Raw genomic sequence first — 13,530 nt, 5'->3', positions numbered from 1 at the left:
AACGTCCTTTTGCATCATGCATTGAAATGGTTGGGGCCTTCTGTCACCTCGTTAACCTCTACCCCCACCCCGCAGAGATCCCGATAGAGGATCCCCTTGCAGTTGAAATAGAGCGGTGCCACCCAGATAAGCCCCAACCCCATGGGGATCAAAGCCAGGAAGAAGAGCGCGGTCATCACGCCGTGGAACAGCACAATGCTGGGCCAGCCGCGCGCAAAGAGCTTGAGAGAGACCAGAATGGCCTGGGGTGGCGTCAGGCCACGCTCCAGCACCAGCGGCACGGTAAAGAGCAGCCCCATGCCGATCAGGGCTGAGGGGATGAAAGAGAGTACGGCGGGCAATCCCAGCAGATCGAATAGCGGGCCAAACAGGCTGGTGAGCAGACTGCCAAGCAGGCTCAACATGCCGAGGCGTACAAAGTGGCGGAAGAAGTCGAACACCTGGTTGGCTCTAGCGCGCCCCCCGACAGACTGCTGCAACCCCAGCATATCGAGGGAGCTGGTCATGGGGGCCATTACCACCGTCATCAGCAGGCTCAGCACCATGGCCACATTCATCTGGCTGTCATCCCCCAGATAGGGCAACAGCAGCACATTGCTGAGCAGGATCCAGATCGCCGTCACCCCGACAATCGCCAGCAGCAGGCCAAATCCGGTACGGCGGGTCTGTTGCCATCCCTCCTGGATGACCCCTTTCAGATCAAGGCGGTAGCCCTGGTTCAGAGACTGCTCAAGGGAGCCGCCAATACGCATTTTATTACTCAATTGACTATCCAATATCGAAAACGACCAAATCAGGTGGCACATTATAGCGATTTGGTCTGCTATTCGTAGCCGTTTTTCCTGCGCACTTGCGGCTAATTCGGGCCAAAAAGCCTTTAATTTCATGTGTCGGCTGCATAGAATGCGGCCCTCTTTCAACACGATGGCCACTGGCTGGGGTGAGACTGGCGGATGATGAACAATCCACAGGTAATTGTCGCGCTGAACAAGATCAGCAAAAAATACGATGGCAAGGTGATCCTGAGTGACCTTGACCTTGAAATCTACGATGGTGAATTTCTTACCCTGCTGGGCCCCTCCGGCTGTGGCAAGACGACCCTGCTGCGCCTGCTGGCCGGGCTAGAATCGGTCGATGGTGGCACCATCCATCTGGCCGGTGACGAGATCACCCATATCCCCGCCGAACACAGGCACATCAACACCGTGTTCCAGAGCTATGCGCTCTTCCCCCATATGACGGTGTTTGAAAACGTCGCCTTTGGCCTCGAGATGCAGAAAGTACCGGCCAGCGAGATCCGCCAGCGGGTCGAGGAGACCCTCGCCATGGTGCAGCTCACCGAGCTGGCCAACCGCCGCCCGGATCAGCTCTCCGGCGGTCAGCAGCAACGGGTCGCCATCGCCCGCGCCGTGGTCAACAAGCCCCGCCTGCTGCTGCTCGACGAATCCCTCTCGGCGCTCGACTACAAGCTGCGCAAGCAGATGCAGAGCGAGCTTAAGGCGCTGCAACGTCGTCTTGGCATCACCTTTGTCTTCGTCACCCATGATCAGGAAGAGGCGCTCACCATGTCTGATCGCATTCTGGTGATGGAGGGCGGCAAGATCATCCAGCGCGGCACCCCGCGCGATATCTACGAATCGCCAGCCAACCTGTTCGTGGCCCGCTTTATCGGAGAGATCAATGTGATGGATGGCAAGCTGATCAATCAGCGCGAACCCGGTATCTGGCAGGCGGAGGTAGAGGGGCGCGAATGCCTGCTTCATACCACACTGCCGTTCCAACCAGACGACAAGGTGCTGGTGCTGCTGCGCCCGGAAGATCTGCGCATTCTCGATCAGGATGACGATCAGAGCGGCGCGCTGCGGGGCAATATCCGCGAGCGCAACTACAAGGGGGCGACGCTGGATTCGGTGATCGAACTCGAAAGCGGCAAACAGCTGCTTATCTCCGAGTTCTTCGACGAGGATGACCCCGACTTTGACTACCGTCTGGGTCAGGAGGTGGCGATCCACTGGGTCGACAGCTGGGAGGTGGTGCTGCCCTATGAGCCTCACTAATCTGCGGGTACCGCACAGCTTTGCCCACAATGGCTTTCGCAACGGGGCCATCGCGCTGATCCTCGGCTGGCTGACGCTGTTTGTCTTCCTGCCCAACCTGATGATCATCGGCGTCAGCTTCCTGACCCGTGACGAGTCCGAGCTTATCGCGCCGCTCTTTACCCTGAGCAACTATGGCCGCCTGCTGGACCCCCTCTATTTCGAGGTGCTGCTCCACTCCCTCTGGCTGGCGTTGCTCGCCACCGCCATCTGCTTGCTGGTGGGCTACCCCTTTGCCTGGCTGCTGGCTCATCTGCCAGCGCGTATCCGCCCGCTGCTGCTGTTTCTGGTGGTGGTGCCGTTCTGGACCAACTCCCTGATCCGCACCTATGCGCTGAAAGTGCTGCTCGGCACCCGGGGGCTGATCAATGGCTGGCTGCTGGATCTGGGGCTTATCGAGCGACCTCTGCAGATGATGTATACCGAGGTGGCCGTCATCATCGGGCTGGTCTATGTGCTGCTCCCCTTTATGGTGCTGCCGCTCTACTCCAGCATCGAGAAGCTGGATGGCCGTTTGCTGGAGGCGGCGCGAGATCTTGGCGCCAACGGCTGGCAGCGGCTGGTGCGGATCATTCTGCCCCTCACCCTGCCCGGCATCATCGCCGGTTGTCTACTGGTGTTCCTGCCCGCCATGGGGATGTTCTATGTCTCCGACTTGCTGGGGGGCGCCAAGCACCTGCTGATCGGCAACCTGATCAAGACCCAGTTCCTCAACAGCCGTGACTGGCCCTTTGGTGCGGCCATCAGCGTGATGCTGACGGTGCTGATGGCGCTGTTGGTCTACTGCTACTGGCGGGCAGGCAAGCTATTGAGCAAGAAGGGGGAGCTGGCATGATGCGCGCACTGAAAGCTCTGTTCCTGCTGCTGGTGTTTGGCTATCTCTATGTGCCCATCGGGGTGCTGATCGCCAACTCCTTCAACCTGTCGAAATATGGCATCGACTGGCGCGGCTTTACCCTGGGCTGGTATGAGAAGCTGTTTGCCAGCGCCAGCCTGATGCAGGCGGCCCAGCACTCCCTGACCATCGCCGCCCTCACCGCCACCGCAGCCACCCTGATCGGCACCCTCACCGCCGTGGCGCTGTTTCGCTACCGTTTTCGCGGCAAGCAGTATGTGAGCGGCATGTTGTTCGTGGTGATGATGTCCCCCGATATTGTGATGGCCATCTCCCTGCTGACCCTGTTTGTGGTGACCGGCATTGCGCTCGGCTTCTGGTCGCTGCTGATCGCCCACATCACCTTCTGTCTGCCGTTTGTGGTGATCACCGTCTACTCGCGGTTGTGCGGTTTTGATGTGCGGATGCTGGAAGCTGCGCGGGATCTGGGGGCTGGCGAGTGGATCATCCTGCGCCGCATCATACTGCCGCTGGCCCTGCCAGCGGTGATGGCGGGCTGGCTGCTCTCCTTTACTCTGTCGTTGGACGACGTGGTGGTCAGCTCCTTTGTTACCGGCCCGGCCTACGAGATCCTGCCGCTCAAGATCTACTCCATGGTCAAGGTGGGGGTCTCCCCCGAGGTCAACGCCCTGGCCACCCTGATGCTGGTCGCCTCCCTCGGGATGGTGCTGCTGGCGCAACTGTTACTGCGCAAACGGCAGGGCTGACCCTGCCCGTTTCGTCCCCGCCACCTTTGGCGAACTCTGTCACGGTGGGCCGCAAGGCCCCATAACCCCAAGGAGTTGTTGATGACAATCCAACACAAGGCCGGCGCCCTGCTGGCAGCCGCCCTCACCCTCACCACCCCGCTGCTGAGCCAGAGCGCTCACGCGGCCGATGACAAGGTGGTCTACTTCTACAACTGGTCGGAATATGTGCCGGACGGCCTGCTGGAACAGTTCCAGCACGAGACCGGCATCAAGGTGATCTACTCCACCTACGAATCCAACGAGACCCTCTACGCCAAGCTGAAAACCCATGGCGACGGCTATGACGTGGTGGTGCCCAGCACCTACTTCATCTCGAAAATGGCCAAAGAGGGGATGCTGCAGCCGCTGGATCGCGCCCAGCTACCCAACTTCAAGCACCTCGACCCCACCCTGCTCAACCACGAGTACGACCCGGACAACCGCTATTCCATCCCCTATATCTGGGGCGCAACCGGGATCGGCACCAACACCGACATCATCGAGCAACCGGTTACTAGCTGGAAGCAGCTCTGGGCGCCAGAGTGGAAAGAGAGCCTGCTGCTGATGGACGATGCCCGCGAGGTGTTCCATATCGCGCTGGTGCAGCTGGGCTACAGCCCCAACACCCGGGACAAGGCGCAAATTGCCGAAGCGTTCGAATACCTGAAAAAGCTGATGCCCAACGTCAAGGCGTTCAACTCCGACAACCCGGCCGACCCCTTTATCGCCGGTGAGGTCAATATCGGCATGCTGTGGAACGGCTCGGCCTACGGCGCCCAGCGCGAATACCCCTCCATCCAGATGACCTACCCCGAAGAAGGGGCGGTACTCTGGATGGACAACCTCGCCATCCCGGCCAAAGCCAAACATGTGAAAGAGGCCCACGCCCTGATCAACTTCCTGATGCGCCCCGATGTGGCCGCCAAGGTGGCCGAGGCGATTGGCTACCCCACCCCGGTCAAGGATGCTATTCCACTGCTCACCCCGGCGTTTCGCAATAACCCCATGGTCTTCCCGAGCGACGAGATCAAGCGCAAGGGCGAGTTCCAGTCTGATGTGGGTGATGCCTCCCGCCTCTACGAGCAGTACTTCCTGCAGCTGAAAGCCATGGTGGCCAAAGCCGGTTAAGTCGGCGGTTAATCGACCCTCTGACGGGCTTAATGGATAAAGGGGGCAATATTTGCCCCCTTCTCTTTTTAACCACCAGCGCAATTTTTAAGCACAACAGTCATAGACACTGAGAGGCACAGGCGCGCATCGATTAACAGCAAAATATATAGATAGTCATCTTTAAGCCAGACAGACCACAATTTTTGTAAGTGCTCCACTGCAGCCGGCTTCAGAGCAAATTTGTAGGGAAATATGAGGGGGGCGATGTATTTCTCCATTTAGAAGGGAGGAACTCATAGCGACCCCACTGTGGAGATATAGGCAAAACGGATGTGTTTATGGGGAATAACTGTGCAATTTTATCGAAACAGCTAACGTCCGATTACGATTCGCTAATCTAACTAACAGTCTTTATACCCCCTTTTCATAGGACAAATTATTATTTAGTGGATCGCCATATGCACTCTCTAAAACAGTATTTTGTTTAGCGCTTGACATTTTGTCCTCCATAACGAATTTAAAATTAACTATCGATGGTAGCGGTTTATTATGAACTTTATAGTTACGTCTATATGTATTTACTTCTCTTTGATTCAGTCGCTTACAAACAACACCACCTTTTAATTTTTTAAGACCAACATCTGGTCGGCATGAAATATTTACACTCCCCAGTTTTAACTCACTCCAATTGCTGTGTGCTGAAGATAAAAAATACCCTTGACGATTATGTTGATCTGAAGGGTTAGCTTTCAAATTAGCCTCCAACTCGGAACCTGCCTTCACTATAAAATAGCCAACAGAATCTAACACCCAATTACATCGGCCAGGCAATAAATAGTCTTTTGACACTTTTACACTGAATCTGTTTGATTGATATTTCTTAATGGGGTTATCTATTTGCCATCCCCTGAGTCTAGTATTTGCAGGTATAACTCCGAACGCATAAAAAGTTTTGCTGCAAGTAGAGTCAGTTTTATTAGATGCAATGAAAGTACTATTAACAGCTAATTGATACCCCTTATCAAAAGGAAACTCGCCCTGAATAGTAAACAATTCTGTTGGGGTGGGATTAATCTCTGGCTCAATATAGGGCTCTTTAAGCCACCAGTACCACCCTCCGCATATCACTGCCAAAGCTACAAAACCCGATATCAGTTTGGTTTTATTTTTGATATTGCTTGACTTTCCCTTGTCATCATCCATTGATCACCTCTTTATTTTCCTTAACCTACTTCCTACCTTTCCTTAAAACTCTCAATTTCGCTGAGTTTCACTCCCCTTCTCTTAGTAAACAACATGGCTACTGCATATATATACTTTCAACTCCCTACATGCTATTTTATAACCGGATTAAAGCATGATAAAACATTACAGCTACCATGACAGCAGTGGAAAGTTTGTAGAAGAACATGGTATCAAACGCAAACGATTGCAGTCATCAAAAAGTTATCTAAAAAGGCCGTTTTCTGTTTGATGATCTAAATGAAGATCAATCTTGTTAGATAGGATTCATTGTAACGACCCAAACATTAGAATATCTGATGACGATCAGATCGTGCAAGAGCGGGAGAACAACCAAGGACGCTACTGTGCCCCAGTCCTTTCAGTACCAACCACCCATCCTCAGGTATCAACTATCCCATCAAGTTCAACACCATCTGATTTGCGCCCTTAGCCGAGGAATTTATGAAATGGGCAAACAAACCGATTAATTCTGCGCTTTTTCATCGCCCCTTAGGGGTGTAGATTGGTTGGGGGAAAACGTTGCCCCCTCTCTTTTTTCATGACCCCTCGAGATATCACGGAAAACACGCTTTTCGCCGATATCGCGGGTGGCCTGAGCCAATCAGGAGTATTCATGTCCGATCTGACCCTCTATTTCGCTCCCGGCACTTGTGCCATGGCCGTGCAGATTGCCCTGCTGGAAGCGAATGCCCTGTTTCAACCCCGTCTCGTCAACCTCGCCGCAGGGGAGCAGCGTGATCCTTCGTATCTTGCCATCAACCCCAAAGGGCGGGTGCCTGCCCTTGTCACCGAGCAGGGCACCCTGACCGAGACCCCGGCCCTGCTGTACTATGTGGCACAGCGCTTCCCCGATGCCAAACTGGCGCCGCTGGACAACCCGTTCCTGCTGGCCCGCATGCAGGAGGTCAACAGCTTCCTCGCCTCCACTGTGCATGTCTCCCATGCCCACGGTCGCCGTGGCAGCCGCTGGGCCGATGACGAGCAAGCCATTGCCGCCATGCAGCAGAAAGTCGCCAGCAATATGCGCGATGGCTTTGCCCAGATTGAGCAGCACTATCTCGCCGGTCCCTGGGTACTCGGCGAGCAGTTCAGCGTGGCGGACATCTATCTGTTCGTGGTCGCGGGCTGGCTGAAAAGCGATGGGGTCGAGATCAGTGAATTCCCCAAAGTGGCCGATCATTATCAACGCATGCTGAGCCGTCCGGCGGTCGCCAAGGCACTGGCCAACTAACCATAAAATCAATAGCTCGATAAATAACAAGGGTGTCAGGGCTCTGCTGACACCCTTCCTGCCTCCTCCCCTGTACTTCTTCTCCCGCCTTTGAGATCGTTTTCACATTTCCGTGGTTTTGCCGTGGCCCTTCCTTAGTAAAAAGCCTATCTTTGCGCCACGACGCAACCGGTTGCGTAACCGGTTGCCTAGCGGTTCACAGATTGACGGGCCAAGGCCTGATGAGGTGCTGTATGAAACGAGGCGTACTGCTCAATGCTCCCCTGAGTGCTCTGGTGGCACAGATGGGCCACACCGACGAGATCACCGTCTGCGATGCAGGCTTGCCCATTCCGGCAGGTCCGGAGCGGATCGATCTGGCGTTGATGGCGGGCACACCCAGCCTTGAAACCGTACTGACCGCCCTGCTCACCGATCTGGTGGTGGAGAAGGTGATCATGGCGAGCGAGATCAAGCAGATCAGCCCCGCCGCCCATCAGGCGCTGGTCGATCAGCTTGAGGCCCACGCAGCCGCCCAGGGCAAGCCCATCGCCATCGAATACTGCCTGCACGAGGAGTTCAAGACCCGCTCCCGCCAGAGCAAGGCGATCGTGCGCAGCGGCGAGGTGACTCCCTACGCCAACCTGATCCTCTGCGCCGGTGTGGCGTTCTGACATTCTTCAAAGAAGGCCTCTTCAAGGAAGCTGCAAATGAGCACAACCTCCCCCCTCTCACCCATTCTGGAGCTGACCGGGATCGTCAAGACCTTCCCCGGTGTGCGCGCCCTCGACGAAGCGGGTCTGCGGGTCTATCCGGGCCAGGTGATGGCCCTGCTCGGTGAAAATGGCGCCGGTAAATCCACCCTGATGAAGGTGCTGACCGGCATCTATCAGGCCGATGCGGGCAGCGTCAGCTATCGCGGTCAACCGGTTCATTTCAAGGGGCCGCGCGACTCTCAGGATCAGGGGATCAGCATCATCCACCAGGAGCTGAACCTGCTGCCGGAGTTGTCGATTGCCGCCAACATCTTCCTCGGTCGCGAACCGCGCACCCGTTTTGGCAGCATCGACCACAAACAGCTGCGCGAGCGGGCAAGCACCCTGCTGGCACGACTTGGCGTCAAACACGGGCCGGATACCCGACTCGGGGATCTCTCCATCGGCGAACAGCAGATGGTGGAGATCGCCAAGGCGCTGTCGTTCGATGCCAGCGTCATCATCATGGATGAACCCACCGATGCGCTGACCGATACCGAGACCGAGCAACTGTTCAAGGTTATCCGCGAGCTACGTGAGCAGGGTTGCGGCATCGTCTATATCTCCCACCGTCTCAAGGAGATCTTCGAGATCTGCGATCGGGTCACTGTGCTGCGGGACGGCAAGTGGATCGGCGAGAAGGCGGTGAGCGATCTGGATGAAGACAAGATCATCGAGATGATGGTGGGCCGCCGACTGGAAGAGCAGTATCCGCGTCTTGAGCGCGAGCTTGGCCCCGTCAGCCTGCAGGTTAAGGATCTGGCCGGTCCCGGCGTGCGCGGGGTGAGCTTCTCCCTGCGTCAGGGTGAAATTCTGGGCTTTAGTGGCCTGATGGGCTCCGGCCGTACCGAGCTGATGAAGCTTATCTATGGCGCCAGCCCCATCAGCGCCGGTGAAGTGCAAGTTGACGGTCATGCTCTGGTGCCCAAAAGCCCGGCGGATGGTCTGGCCGCAGGCATCGCCTATATCTCCGAGGATCGCAAGGGCGATGGGCTGGTGCTGGAACTCTCGGTGCGGGAAAACATGAGTCTGTGCGCCCTCGACGAGTTCATCAGCAACGGCAAGATTGACGGCAAGGCCGAGCGGCAGGCGGTGAGCGACTATGTGCGTCTGTTCAACATCAAGACCCCGAGTCAGGATCAGCTGATAAAGCTGCTCTCCGGCGGCAACCAGCAGAAGGTAGCCATCGCCAAGGGGCTGCTGACAAGGCCCAAGGTGCTGATCCTCGACGAGCCGACCCGCGGCGTCGACGTGGGAGCGAAAAAGGAAATTTATCAGCTGATCAACCAGTTCAAGAAGGAGGGGATGAGCATCATTCTGGTCTCCTCCGAGATGCCGGAAGTGCTCGGCATGAGTGATCGCATCATAGTGATGCACGAAGGGCGCATCAGCGCAGAGTTCAACACCCGCGATGCCAATCAGGAGAAGCTGATGGCGGCGGCAGTCGGTAAACAGTGGCAAGCAGAGCAAGAGGCAGCACAATGACAACCCAAACCCTTCCCCGCCGCGGCATCATGAACAAGGCCTGGTGGATCGAGAACAAATCCCTGGTCGCCCTGCTGGTGCTGATTGGTGTCGTCTCCGCGCTCAATCCCAACTTCTTCAGCGTCGACAACCTGCTCAACATCCTGCGCCAGACCTCGGTCAACGCCATCATGGCGGTCGGCATGACGCTGGTTATCCTCACCGCCGGTATCGATCTGTCGGTTGGCTCTGTGCTGGCCCTGTGCGGTGCGCTGGCGGCGACTATGGTGGCGATGGAGCTGCCGATCTGGCTGGTGGTGCCCCTCACTCTGGGTGCCGGCGCCCTGCTTGGCGGCGTCAGCGGCCTCATCATTGCCAAGGGCAAGGTGCAGGCCTTTATCGCGACGCTGGTTACCATGACCGCTCTGCGCGGCATCACCATGGTCTATACCGAGGGTCGCCCCATCTCCACCGGTTTCAGTGATGGCGCCGATCACTTCGCCTGGCTGGGTACCGGCTATCTGCTCGGTCTGCCGGTGCCCATCTGGCTGATGGCCATCGTCTTCCTGCTGGCCTGGTTCATGCTCAATCACACCCGCCTCGGTCGCTACATCTACGCCTTGGGCGGCAACGAATCGGCCACCCGTCTCTCCGGCATCAATGTGGATCAGGTGAAGCTGGCGGTGTATGGTCTGTGCGGCGCGCTCTCGGCACTGGCAGGTCTTATCGTCACTTCCCGCCTCTCCTCTGCCCAGCCGACCGCCGGCATGGGTTACGAGCTGGACGCCATCGCCGCAGTGGTGCTGGGTGGTACCAGCCTGATGGGGGGCAAGGGCCGCATCATGGGCACCCTGATTGGTGCGCTGATCATCGGCTTCCTGAACAACGCCCTCAACCTGCTCGATGTCAGCTCCTATTACCAGATGATCGCCAAGGCCAGCGTGATCTTGCTTGCCGTGATGGTCGACAACAAAAGTACCCGATAACAACGTAAAACACGCCACACACAAGGAATGAAATGATGAAAAAGCTCAATACCCTGCTCGCTGCCGCCATCATGTCCGTGCTGGGCACCGCCCAAGCTGCCGACCATACCCTGGCGATGGTGGTCTCCACCCTCAACAACCCCTTCTTCGTCACCATGAAGGAGGGAGCCGAAGCCAAGGCCAAGGAGCTTGGCTACGAGCTGGTGGTGCTGGACTCCCAGAATGACCCGGCCAAAGAGCTCTCCAACATGGAAGATCTCACCGTACGCAAGGTCAACGCCATCCTGATCAACCCGACCGACTCCGAAGCGGTCGGCAACGCCATCCGTCTGGCCAACCGCGCCAACATCCCGGTACTGACTCTGGACCGCGGTGCCGCACAGGGTGAGGTCAAGGCTCATATCGCCTCCGACAACGTGGCAGGCGGCAAGCTGGCCGGTGACTTCATCACCGAAAAACTGGGTACCGGTGCCAAGGTCATTCAGCTGGAAGGGATTGCCGGCACCTCCGCCGCCCGTGACCGTGGCGAAGGTTTTGCCCTGGCCGTGGCAGCCAACAAGCTGCAGGTACTGGCTTCCCAGCCGGCCGACTTTGACCGCACCAAGGGTCTGAACGTCATGGAAAACCTGCTGGCGGCCCATCCGACCGTACAGGCCGTATTCGCCCAGAACGACGAGATGGCGCTGGGTGCCATCCGCGCGGTACAGGCTGCCGGTAAAGAGGTGATGATCGTCGGCTTCGACGGCACTGACGATGGCAAAGCCGCCGTTGCCAAAGGTAAACTGGCCGCCACCGTGGCCCAGCAACCCGCGCTGATCGGTGCCATCGGTGTCGAGACTGCCGACAAGGTGCTGAAAGGTCAGCCGGTCGAGAAATCCATCCCGGTTCCGCTGCAAGTGGTCAGCAAATAAGTGTACAAGGGGGAGGCTCGCCTCCCCTTTTTCCCCTCAGTCGCGGTGCCTCCCGGCTTGGGCTCACTCAATCACAGTGTTCAAGCCAAGATGCATCAGGAGTAGTCAACATGAATCGTCTCGTCGTTCTGGGCAGTGTCAATGCAGACCACGTGCTGCGCGTTCCCCACTTTCCTCGCCCGGGTGAAACCCTGACCGGTCACAGCTATCAGGTGGTGCCGGGTGGCAAGGGGGCTAATCAGGCAGTCGCTGCCGCCCGCCTTGGCGCCCCCGTCTCCTTTATCGCCCGCATCGGTGATGACGCCATCGGCCACCAGATGAAGAGCGGTTTTGCCAAAGATGGCATCGACGTCAGTGCCGTCGAGCTCGATCCCGAGCTCCCGACCGGCATCGCCATCATCTATGTGAGTGATGAGGGGGAGAACAGCATAGGTATCTCCGCCGAAGCGAACGGAGCCATCACTCCGGCTGTTGTGAAAAACCACGAAGCGATGATCGCCGACGCCCACACCCTGCTGTTGCAGCTGGAAGTGCCGCTGGAGAGCGTCCATGAGGCTGCACGGCTGGCCCGCGCCCATGGCACCCGGGTGGTGCTCAACCCCGCCCCTGCCCGCCCGCTCTCCGCTGAGCTGTTGGCACTGGTCGACCTTATCACCCCCAACCAGACCGAGGCCGAGCTGTTGACCGGCGTAAAAGTCACCGACGAAGCGAGCGCCCGCGAGGCGGCCGCCCGCTTCCACCAGATGGGCATTGCGGACGTGATGATCACCCTGGGCGCACAAGGGGTCTATTGCAGCAACGCCCAGCAGCAACAGCTGATCCCGGGCTTTCGGGTCAAGGCGGTGGATACCACAGCCGCGGGCGATACCTTCAACGGCGCCCTGTTGGCGGCGGAACTGGCCGGTGCCGATTTCCACAGCGCGGTGCGCTTTGCCCACGGGGCGGCGGCGCTCTCCGTCACCCGGTTCGGTGCCCAGAGCTCTATCCCGAGCAAGCAGGAGGTCGACACCTTCCTGCTTGAGCAGACTGCGCAGGGGCACTGATGGCCAATATCAAGGAGGTGGCGGCGCTGGCAGGGGTCTCCACCACCACCGTCTCCCATGTCATCAACGAGACCCGCTTCGTCGCCGAGGAGACCCGCGAGCGAGTCTTTGCGGCCATGCGCGAGCTCAACTATGCCCCGAGTCTGGTGGCTCGCAGCCTCAAGGTGAAGGAGACCAACAGTATCGGCATGCTGGTCACCACCTCCAGCAACCCCTTCTTTGCCGAGGTGGTGCGCGGGGTGGAGCGCTACTGCTTCGAGCAGGGCTACAACCTGATGCTGGGCAACACCGAAGGGCAGGCAGAAACCGCCCTCTCCTACCTCAAGATGATGCTGCGCAAGCGGGTCGATGGCCTGCTGATCATGTGCAGCGAAGGCCAACAAGAGGTGTTCAATCAGCTCGACTGGCTCAAGAGCCTGCCGGTGGTGGTGATGGATTGGGGGCTAGTCAGCGATGATGTGGATCTTATCGCCGACAACTCCTTCCACGGCGGTTATCTGGCGACCCGCCATCTGATTGAGCTGGGCCACACCGCCATCGGCTGCATCACAGGCCCTCACAGCCGCGCCCCCGCCAACCAGCGCCAAGCTGGTTTTGAACAGGCGTTGCAGGAGGCAGGGCTCACTGTCAATCCTGACTGGATTCAGGAGGGGGACTTTGACTGCGCCAGCGGCCATCAGGCGATGATTCGTCTGCTGGCATTGCCCGAGCGTCCCACCGCCCTCTTTGTCTGCAACGACATGATGGCGATGGGAGCAATCAGTGCCGCCCATCAGGCGGGGCTGGAGATCCCGCGGGATATCTCCATCGTCGGCTATGACAATGTGGCGCTGGCTGAATTTATGTCGCCGCCGCTCACCACCATCAACCAGCCCAAAGAGGAGCTGGGACGCCTCGCCGTCACCCGACTGTTGGCTCGCATCAACGGCGAAGTGGTGGCCGACCACCTGATCACCGTCGACCCTGACCTGGTGATCAGACAATCTTGCGCGCCCCGCCCCTGATTTTCAGGGACAACAAAAGAACAAGGCGACCCAGAGGTCGCCTTGTTTCGTTTTATCTCTGCCGTGCAATACCGCTTTTGCCC

13 protein-coding genes are annotated in these 13,530 nt (G+C 58.0%); 11 read left to right on the top strand and 2 right to left on the bottom strand.

Annotation, left to right across the window (positions count from 1 at the left end):
- Positions 1-14: 14 nt before the first annotated feature.
- Positions 15-752 carry a hypothetical protein gene (locus G5306_RS02960; RefSeq protein ID WP_199416456.1) on the bottom strand — a complete coding sequence of 246 codons (738 nt, stop codon included), beginning with the start codon at positions 750-752 and terminating at the stop codon, positions 15-17.
- Between the two features lie 201 nt (positions 753-953).
- On the opposite strand from G5306_RS02960, the gene potA reads away from it, so the two are divergent.
- From potA to G5306_RS02940, 4 genes are all read left to right on the top strand, one after another.
- Entirely contained in the window at positions 954-2,057 is a 1,104-nt protein-coding gene (gene potA / locus G5306_RS02955; RefSeq protein WP_167569725.1) for a spermidine/putrescine ABC transporter ATP-binding protein PotA, read from the top strand.
- Positions 2,044-2,931: a spermidine/putrescine ABC transporter permease PotB gene (gene potB / locus G5306_RS02950; protein WP_042083135.1), complete on the top strand. Its 888-nt coding sequence runs from the start codon at positions 2,044-2,046 to the stop codon at positions 2,929-2,931. The genes potA and potB overlap by 14 nt, the downstream gene beginning before the upstream one ends.
- Entirely contained in the window at positions 2,928-3,698 is a 771-nt protein-coding gene (potC, locus tag G5306_RS02945; protein ID WP_005336644.1) for a spermidine/putrescine ABC transporter permease PotC, read from the top strand. The genes potB and potC overlap by 4 nt, the downstream gene beginning before the upstream one ends.
- 81 nt (positions 3,699-3,779) lie before the next feature.
- Positions 3,780-4,847 carry an extracellular solute-binding protein gene (locus tag G5306_RS02940; RefSeq protein WP_421312347.1) on the top strand — a complete coding sequence of 356 codons (1,068 nt, stop codon included), beginning with the start codon at positions 3,780-3,782 and terminating at the stop codon, positions 4,845-4,847.
- A 393-nt stretch (positions 4,848-5,240) separates the two neighbouring features.
- Here the strand turns inward: G5306_RS02940 and G5306_RS02935 are convergent, their stop codons facing one another.
- Complete coding sequence (locus G5306_RS02935; protein WP_421312346.1) at positions 5,241-6,032, bottom strand: hypothetical protein; 792 nt, start codon at positions 6,030-6,032, stop codon at positions 5,241-5,243.
- A gap of 655 nt (positions 6,033-6,687) precedes the next feature.
- Here G5306_RS02935 and G5306_RS02930 point away from each other — a divergent pair.
- From G5306_RS02930 to G5306_RS02900, 7 genes are all read left to right on the top strand, one after another.
- Entirely contained in the window at positions 6,688-7,305 is a 618-nt protein-coding gene (locus tag G5306_RS02930) for a glutathione S-transferase family protein (protein ID WP_266134628.1), read from the top strand.
- A gap of 233 nt (positions 7,306-7,538) precedes the next feature.
- Positions 7,539-7,958: a D-ribose pyranase gene (gene rbsD, locus G5306_RS02925; RefSeq protein ID WP_058052594.1), complete on the top strand. Its 420-nt coding sequence runs from the start codon at positions 7,539-7,541 to the stop codon at positions 7,956-7,958.
- Positions 7,959-7,994: 36 nt separating this feature from the next.
- Positions 7,995-9,524: a ribose ABC transporter ATP-binding protein RbsA gene (rbsA, locus tag G5306_RS02920; protein ID WP_421312344.1), complete on the top strand. Its 1,530-nt coding sequence runs from the start codon at positions 7,995-7,997 to the stop codon at positions 9,522-9,524.
- Complete coding sequence (gene rbsC / locus G5306_RS02915) at positions 9,521-10,489, top strand: ribose ABC transporter permease (protein ID WP_421312343.1); 969 nt, start codon at positions 9,521-9,523, stop codon at positions 10,487-10,489. The genes rbsA and rbsC overlap by 4 nt, the downstream gene beginning before the upstream one ends.
- Before the next feature lie 35 nt (positions 10,490-10,524).
- Positions 10,525-11,400 (top strand): ribose ABC transporter substrate-binding protein RbsB, encoded by an 876-nt coding sequence (gene rbsB, locus G5306_RS02910; protein ID WP_041207819.1) that lies wholly within the window; start codon positions 10,525-10,527, stop codon positions 11,398-11,400.
- 110 nt (positions 11,401-11,510) lie between these two features.
- Positions 11,511-12,443: a ribokinase gene (gene rbsK, locus G5306_RS02905; RefSeq protein WP_421312342.1), complete on the top strand. Its 933-nt coding sequence runs from the start codon at positions 11,511-11,513 to the stop codon at positions 12,441-12,443.
- Positions 12,443-13,447, top strand: coding sequence for a substrate-binding domain-containing protein (locus tag G5306_RS02900; RefSeq protein WP_421312341.1), 1,005 nt, complete (start codon positions 12,443-12,445; stop codon positions 13,445-13,447). Before rbsK ends, G5306_RS02900 begins: the two co-directional genes overlap by 1 nt.
- Positions 13,448-13,530: the final 83 nt, after the last annotated feature.

Origin of the sequence: Aeromonas sp. 603404, assembly GCF_049171775.1 — a bacterium.
GTDB lineage: Bacteria > Pseudomonadota > Gammaproteobacteria > Enterobacterales > Aeromonadaceae > Aeromonas > Aeromonas veronii_A.
Note: the sequence above shows the minus strand (reverse complement) of the source record. Positions and strands in the feature narration are given on the sequence as shown.

Coding starts and splice junctions, on each gene's coding strand:
- G5306_RS02960 (WP_199416456.1), bottom strand. CDS start 752: ATGCGTATTGGCGGCTCCCTTGAGCAGTCTCTGAACCAGGGCTACCGC.
- potA (WP_167569725.1), top strand. CDS start 954: ATGATGAACAATCCACAGGTAATTGTCGCGCTGAACAAGATCAGCAAA.
- potB (WP_042083135.1), top strand. CDS start 2,044: ATGAGCCTCACTAATCTGCGGGTACCGCACAGCTTTGCCCACAATGGC.
- potC (WP_005336644.1), top strand. CDS start 2,928: ATGATGCGCGCACTGAAAGCTCTGTTCCTGCTGCTGGTGTTTGGCTAT.
- G5306_RS02940 (WP_421312347.1), top strand. CDS start 3,780: ATGACAATCCAACACAAGGCCGGCGCCCTGCTGGCAGCCGCCCTCACC.
- G5306_RS02935 (WP_421312346.1), bottom strand. CDS start 6,032: ATGGATGATGACAAGGGAAAGTCAAGCAATATCAAAAATAAAACCAAA.
- G5306_RS02930 (WP_266134628.1), top strand. CDS start 6,688: ATGTCCGATCTGACCCTCTATTTCGCTCCCGGCACTTGTGCCATGGCC.
- rbsD (WP_058052594.1), top strand. CDS start 7,539: ATGAAACGAGGCGTACTGCTCAATGCTCCCCTGAGTGCTCTGGTGGCA.
- rbsA (WP_421312344.1), top strand. CDS start 7,995: ATGAGCACAACCTCCCCCCTCTCACCCATTCTGGAGCTGACCGGGATC.
- rbsC (WP_421312343.1), top strand. CDS start 9,521: ATGACAACCCAAACCCTTCCCCGCCGCGGCATCATGAACAAGGCCTGG.
- rbsB (WP_041207819.1), top strand. CDS start 10,525: ATGAAAAAGCTCAATACCCTGCTCGCTGCCGCCATCATGTCCGTGCTG.
- rbsK (WP_421312342.1), top strand. CDS start 11,511: ATGAATCGTCTCGTCGTTCTGGGCAGTGTCAATGCAGACCACGTGCTG.
- G5306_RS02900 (WP_421312341.1), top strand. CDS start 12,443: ATGGCCAATATCAAGGAGGTGGCGGCGCTGGCAGGGGTCTCCACCACC.